This window comes from Pseudomonas emilianonis, assembly GCF_023072625.1.
In the GTDB taxonomy this organism is placed as follows: Bacteria; Pseudomonadota; Gammaproteobacteria; order Pseudomonadales; family Pseudomonadaceae; genus Aquipseudomonas; species Aquipseudomonas paraveronii.
In genome coordinates this window covers 1-6,296 of sequence record NZ_JAKNRV010000308.1, presented here as the reverse complement: position 1 = coordinate 6,296, position 6,296 = coordinate 1, and the positions used below count along the sequence as shown (strand labels likewise).

The window sequence follows — 6,296 nt, the reverse complement described above, 5'->3', positions numbered from 1 at the left end:
AGGGCGCCAAGTCTACCAACCCTGGCCGATGCGCGTAATCTGCGACGTTCTGCACGTGGCCGCGCGCTTCGAGGCACTGGCCGAAGTCCTCAACCTGGACGAGCCGCCCCAGCGCCTGGAGTGCTACGACATCAGTCACTCCAGCGGCGAGGCCACCGTGGCGTCCTGCGTGGTGTTCGGGCCGGAGGGACCGATCAAATCCGATTACCGGCGCTACAACATCGAAGGCGTCACCGCCGGCGACGACTACGCCGCCATGCACCAGGCCTTGACCCGCCGCTTCAGCAAATTGAAGGACGGGGAGGGCAAGCTGCCCGATATCCTGCTGGTGGACGGCGGCAAGGGCCAGCTGTCCATGGCCCGCGACGTGCTCAACGAACTGGCGGTGCCCGACCTGATCCTGCTCGGCGTGGCCAAGGGCGCCACGCGCAAGGCCGGCTTCGAGACGTTGTACTTGAATGATGCCGCCCATGAGTTCACTTTGAAGGGCGACTCGCCTGCGCTGCACCTGATCCAACAGATCCGTGATGAAGCCCACCGTTTTGCCATTACCGGCCATCGTGCCCGTCGCGGCAAAACCCGGCGAACCTCAACCCTGGAAGGCGTGGCCGGGGTAGGTCCGACACGCCGACGCGACCTGCTTAAACATTTTGGTGGCTTGCAAGAGCTCTCCCGTGCCAGCATTGACGAAATAGCCAAAGCACCCGGTATCAGTAAAAAGCTCGCTGAGTTGATTTATGCAAATCTGCACAGCGAGTAGAATGCCTTCTCACCTCGCAGCCAGTTGTGCCGATGAATATCCCTAATCTGATCACCGTTCTACGCGTCCTGCTTATCCCGATTTTCATTTTGTTGTTCTATTTGCCTTACGAATGGAGCTACATGGCCTCCAGTTCGGTGTTCGCCGTTGCTGCCGCCACCGACTGGCTTGACGGCTACCTGGCCCGCCGCCTGGAACAGAGCACGCCGTTTGGTGCGTTCCTCGACCCGGTGGCTGACAAACTGATGGTGGCCGTCGCCCTCGTGTTGCTGGTGCAGGAACACGGCAACCTGTGGCTGACCCTGCCGGCTGCGGTGATCATCGGCCGCGAGATCGTCGTTTCTGCCCTGCGTGAATGGATGGCCGAAATCGGCGCCCGCGCCCACGTCGCCGTGTCGAACATGGGCAAATGGAAAACCGCCGCGCAAATGCTCGCGCTGGTGATCCTGCTGGCCAACCCGTCGGACTTCTCCTTCTGGGTCTTGCTGGGCTACGCCTTGCTACTTGTCGCCGCCGGCCTGACGCTGTGGTCCATGCTCCAGTATTTACGCGCTGCCTGGCCTCACCTGCGGACCACCGTTGAAAAAAAATAAAACTTTTTTGAATCAAGGGGTTGACGGGTGCTGAGGATTCTATAGAATGCGCACCACCAAGACGCGGGAATAGCTCAGTTGGTAGAGCACGACCTTGCCAAGGTCGGGGTCGCGAGTTCGAGTCTCGTTTCCCGCTCCAAACATAGCGCTGCAGAGTTCCACTGAATTCTGTAAGCGATTGAAATAAGGACCTTCGGGTCCTTTTTTCGTTCCGGCGGGAACCACTGAAATCCAGCACTATCCGGTGCGTTTGAGTCCAGGATTCTGACGCGTGCGGAATCGGTTTGTTGCTGGAGCCGTTTGCGTAGCGAGATGAGCATCTGACCCTGACTCTGTTCAGGCGCTCGCGATGGCACTCTCAGAAATGTCTATTCTGCACGCCCGAATCACGGGTATTGACTACGCTGTTTGCGCTGATTGAAAACTGACCCACCCGCGTTGCGGATGAATCTGGTGTTTGTGTTCGAAGCATTGGCCCACGGCGGGCTGACGCCACTTCCTCACTGACCGTGTTTGTTGCCGGCACAACATCTAGACCACTGGTCTGGGTCGAGTAAGTTCTGTTGAGCAGACATAAAAAATCCGATGCCAGAGGTCTGGCATCGGATGTTCAGATAAGCCCGGCTTGGACTCAAATGTTTAAGTGAATGGCATTCCCCATCAAAGAGCGTTCTCGTTGGGTTGCGATCAGCCTGTTACCAGCGATAGTTGACCGATCCGATCAGCGTGCGCTCGTCGCCATAGCGGCACGAGGCGTTGCAGAACAGGTACTTTTCATTGGTCAGGTTTTGCGCCTTCATGGCCACAGTCCAGTTCTTGTCGACTTCGTAGCTGACTTTGGCGTCGAACAGGGTGTAGGCATCAACCTTCTCGTCGTTGTCCGAGCTGGAAGTACGGCTGGTCCCCATGTAGCGGGCGCCACCGCCGATCACGACCTTGGACAGGCCCAGAGCGCTCAAGCGATAGTCGGCCCACAGGTTGGCCATGTGGTAAGGCACGCCGTCGATGCGTGTCCCCACCCGGCTGGCGACGGAGTCATCGGTGATCTTCGAGTCGGTGTAGGTATACGATGCGGTGGTGCTGAGGTTAGGGGTGATCTCAGCCTTTGCCTCCAGCTCGAGACCGCGTGAACGGGTTTCACCAAACTGCACGGTGTTGCCGGTGAGGTCGGTGCTCAGCGAGTTTTTCTGCTTGAGGTCGTACACTGCGGCGCTCAACAGCGCATTGGTCCCTGGCGGGGTATAGCGCACGCCCACTTCGTACTGTTCGCCCTCGGTCGGCTTGAACGAGGTGTCGGCGTTGGCGTTGAATACGTTGGCTGGCAGGAACGACTGGCTCCAGCTGACGTATGGGGCCAGGCCATTGTCCGCTTCATACACCAGGCCTACGCGGCCAGTGGCTTTCTTGTCGGTGCGTGGAGTGCGTGCGCCGGTGGCATTGGCGTAGGTGCGGCTTTCCGCCCAATCCTGGCGACCGCCCAAGAGCAGGGTCCACTTGTCGAATTTGATCTGGTCCTGCAGGTAAACGCCTGACTGGGCGCTATGCAGGTCCGAGCCGGTGTCGCCGGAAGTGATGCGCGTCGATGCGCCGTACACCGGGTTGGCCGGGTTGAAGATGGAGTTGGCGCTGGAGAAGCGATGCGAATCGTAGGTCTTGTGGTAGTAGTCCACGCCAGCCAGCAGGGTGTGCTGCCACCCGCCGCTGTTGAGCGTCCATTCCACGTTGTTGTCACTGGTCCAGCCTTCGGAGCGCTCGCGGCGGATACTCGCCCGGCGTGCCAGCAGGCCCTGGTTGCGCAAGGCGGTGCTGCCGGTATCGGCGACTTGCATGTAGTCCCAGCTCAGGTCGGCATCGAAGTGGCGCAGAGCGTGACGGACTTTCAGGTCAGGCGTGAAGTTATGTTCAAACAGGTAGCCGACCGTGGTCGTGTAGTTGTTGTAATGATCAAAACCACGCTCGCCAGTGTACAAATCGCGGTCGACCTTGGGGTAATTGGCGCGTGACGAGGTCGTCAGGTCAAAGTCCAGCGGTGGTGCAAAACCGGTACGCGTTTCTTGATAGCTGGCCAGGACGGTCAGCGAGGTGTCCTCGTTTGGGCGCCAGGTGAAGGCCGGTGCGATGTAGCGGCGGTCGTCGTCGGCGTCGGTGGTCTGGGTGTCGCTGTCGCGCCACAGGCCTGTGAGGCGATAAGAAAACTGCCCCTCGTCGTCGATGGGGCCGCCCAGGTCGAAGCTGTACTGCTTGCGCGCATGGCTGCCATATTCAACGTTGATTTCATGCAAGGGCGTGTCGGTCGGACGCTTGGTGATGGTGTTGATCAGGCCGCCCGGCGACAGTTGGCCGTACAGCACCGAAGAGGCGCCCTTGACGACTTCCACGCGCTCCAGGCCGTAGGGTTCGATGCCCCCGTCATACACGCTGCCTTGCAGTTTCATGCCATCGCGCAGGATACCGCCGGTGCCCGAACCCACGTTGAAACCCCGGATCACGAAGTCATCACCGACGCGACTGAAACCGCCCGGCTGTGCAATCACGCCCGGCGTGTAGCTCAGGGCTTCAGCCAGGGTGTCGGTCTTGCGGTTGTCCATTTCATCGCGAGTGATGACCGAAATCGACTGCGGAATCTCCTTGATCGCCGAGTTGGTTTTGCTCGCGCTGGTGCTACGCGTCGCTACTGGGCCGGTGACCTGGCCGGTCGGGTTCTCGATCGCCTTCGCATTAATGTTGGTTTCCTGCAGCACCAGCGTGCCGCCTGGCGCCGCAGTATCGCTGCTGTCGGCGGCGTGGGCTGCGGTCAGTGACAGGCTGCTGAGAAACAAGGCTAGCGCCAACGGATGATAGTCGAAGACGTTTTTTGCGTGCATGGAGGCTCCTGAGTGTGGTGTTTTTTAGTGGGTAAGCATCAGGCCGCTCGTTACTCGATCCCCATCAGGCAGCGGGCGGCCAACGGTGAGCGGTCAGGGGTAGTAATCGTCGAAGAACGTCTCGCGTTCCAAGCGCAGCAGGGCGGCTTTCTTGTGCGGCAGGGTGATGGTCTTGAGCCGGCCGTAGCCTTGAGATTCAAGGAAACCGATCTGCCGGGAGTGGTCGATCCTCGGTTCGCCGAGGATGCGCTGGGTGCGTGGTTCGTCGATGAACATGTAATGCATGAGTGAGCGGAACCAGCCCTTGAGCTTGCCGGCGCTTTGGTGCTTGCTCTCGCCAACCACTACGTGCCAACCACGGTCGTGGTCTTGCACGTCGTAATAGGGTGCGATGCGATCTTCCTTGCACCAGTAGATCTCGAAATAGGCGAAGGGCTCGTCGTTGTAGCTGCCGATCAACGGCAAGACACGCGGATCGTCGAGCATCTGCTGCAGGTACTCAGCATGCTCGTCCAGGCTGCCGGTTTGCTCCCAGAAGAACGCGACTTGCTCCAGGTTCATCCAGCGGTTGAAACGCTCCAGATCGAGTCCGATGTCTACGGTGCGCAGGCTGAAGGTGGTGTTCAGGCCGGGCAGTTCGCGGCGATAGACCTCGCCGTGTGGGATCGGAGGGCGCTGCGGGTGACGTTTGTCGCCGCTGAAGGTGTAGCGCACCGGCATACCTGCGGCAGAACTGGTGGTAAGCCAGGGCAGGGGGTGTTGCCAGAAACTGCTGCGCGCGCATGCCAGGCGGGCCGTATGGCCGTCATGGCCAAGCAGGGTGTCGAATACGCCTTGGCGTATGGCATCGCGTGCGCGCTCGAGGGCGAGCGGGGCGCTGATTTCCAGCATCGGGACGCGGGACGAATTGCAGAAGACTTGGCCGAGCAGCGCCAGCAGGCCACTGATGGGGAACGCTTCGGGCATGTTTTCCAGTAGCACGTACCCGTCTTGCCGACGGAAATGCACTGGGTCGATGCCCGCGATGGCCAGGCTGCCGTTGCCATCGTCCGACACTTGGGCGATCACGCTGCGGCCGTCAGCCAGATGTAGGGTGAAGTTCGGCGTGGTCATGATGATTCTCCATTAGTGGTTTCTCACGTATGCCGACCCGCAGGAACCTGCTGAGTTCGTCCAGGCCATAGCTTATGTAAGTTTTTAACGAATGGGAATCTTAACTATTTAGATTTTTGTTAAATTACCCTGCATTCAAGCAAGCTCTGTCAGCGTTTACGTGCCAGCAACCACATGAAATACGGACCGCCGATGAAGGTCGCGAACATCCCGGCCGGGATTTGCCACGGGAACACCAGGTTGCGACCCAGCCAATCGGCCAGCACCAGGAGCGTGCCGCCCAGCAGTGCCGAGAGCAGCAATTGCGCGATAGGCCGTTGCGCGCCGAGCAGGCGCGCCATGTGCGGTGCGATCAGGCCGATGAAACTCAGCGGGCCCACCACCAGGGTGGCGGCTGCTGTCATTACTGCGGTGAGTAACAGCAAGACCAGGCGGCTGCCGCTCAGGGAAATACCCAGCGCTCGAGTGCGCTCGGCGCCCAGTGGCATGATCGAAAGCCAGCGGTTGCACAGAGGTGTTACCAGCAGGAACAGCACCGCCAGGGCACTGATGACTAGCGCCTGGCTGGCGTCGATACGATAGGTCGAGCCGGTCATCCAGCTGAGCATGAGTAACACTCGGGAATCGCCGCTGACCATAAACAACGCGGCGAAAGCGTTGAGCAAAGTGCTCAGTGCGACGCCGGTAAGTAGCATGCGGTCCGGCGCGAAGGCGCTGCGCCAGCTCAGGGTGACAATGGCCAGCAGGGCAAGCAGGGCGCCGAACGTGGCCGCCAGCAGCAGTATTAATGGGTTGAAACCGGGTACTACCAGCAAGGCAAGAATACCGCCCAGCGCGGCACCGGAACTGACACCGAGCATTTCCGGGCTGGCCATGGAGTTGCCTGTCATGCGTTGCATCAGAGTGCCGGCGAGAGCCAGCAGGATGCCCGCGGCGAACGCGGCGGCCACCCGTGGCGCACTCGAG

The 6,296-nt window shown here is 60.2% G+C and carries 5 protein-coding genes and 1 tRNA gene; 3 read left to right on the top strand and 3 right to left on the bottom strand.

What is annotated here, in order from left to right; translation table 11 throughout:
- From L9Z73_RS23370 to L9Z73_RS23360, 3 genes are all read left to right on the top strand, one after another.
- Positions 1 to 760 (top strand): helix-hairpin-helix domain-containing protein (locus L9Z73_RS23370; protein ID WP_247406084.1); only part of this gene is annotated, 760 nt, incomplete at its 5' end.
- Between the two features lie 32 nt (positions 761 to 792).
- The gene (gene pgsA / locus L9Z73_RS23365; protein WP_247406081.1) at positions 793 to 1,353 is read left to right on the top strand and encodes a CDP-diacylglycerol--glycerol-3-phosphate 3-phosphatidyltransferase; all 561 of its coding nucleotides are present in this window, start codon (positions 793 to 795) and stop codon (positions 1,351 to 1,353) included.
- Between the two features lie 63 nt (positions 1,354 to 1,416).
- Positions 1,417 to 1,492, top strand: a tRNA-Gly gene (locus L9Z73_RS23360).
- A 556-nt stretch (positions 1,493 to 2,048) separates the two neighbouring features.
- On the opposite strand, the gene L9Z73_RS23355 is transcribed toward L9Z73_RS23360, so the two are convergent.
- The 3 genes from L9Z73_RS23355 to L9Z73_RS23345 form a co-directional block, all read right to left on the bottom strand.
- Positions 2,049 to 4,217 (bottom strand): TonB-dependent siderophore receptor, encoded by a 2,169-nt coding sequence (locus tag L9Z73_RS23355; RefSeq protein WP_247406078.1) that lies wholly within the window; start codon positions 4,215 to 4,217, stop codon positions 2,049 to 2,051.
- 93 nt (positions 4,218 to 4,310) lie between these two features.
- The gene (locus L9Z73_RS23350) at positions 4,311 to 5,330 is read right to left on the bottom strand and encodes a GNAT family N-acetyltransferase (protein ID WP_247406075.1); all 1,020 of its coding nucleotides are present in this window, start codon (positions 5,328 to 5,330) and stop codon (positions 4,311 to 4,313) included.
- Between the two features lie 149 nt (positions 5,331 to 5,479).
- Positions 5,480 to 6,296: iron chelate uptake ABC transporter family permease subunit (locus tag L9Z73_RS23345; protein ID WP_247406072.1), on the bottom strand; the 817-nt coding region annotated here is incomplete at its 5' end.

Excerpts from the sequence above, each read along its gene's own strand:
- pgsA (WP_247406081.1), top strand. The coding sequence starts at position 793 with ATGAATATCCCTAATCTGATCACCGTTCTACGCGTCCTGCTTATCCCG.
- L9Z73_RS23355 (WP_247406078.1), bottom strand. The coding sequence starts at position 4,217 with ATGCACGCAAAAAACGTCTTCGACTATCATCCGTTGGCGCTAGCCTTG.
- L9Z73_RS23350 (WP_247406075.1), bottom strand. The coding sequence starts at position 5,330 with ATGACCACGCCGAACTTCACCCTACATCTGGCTGACGGCCGCAGCGTG.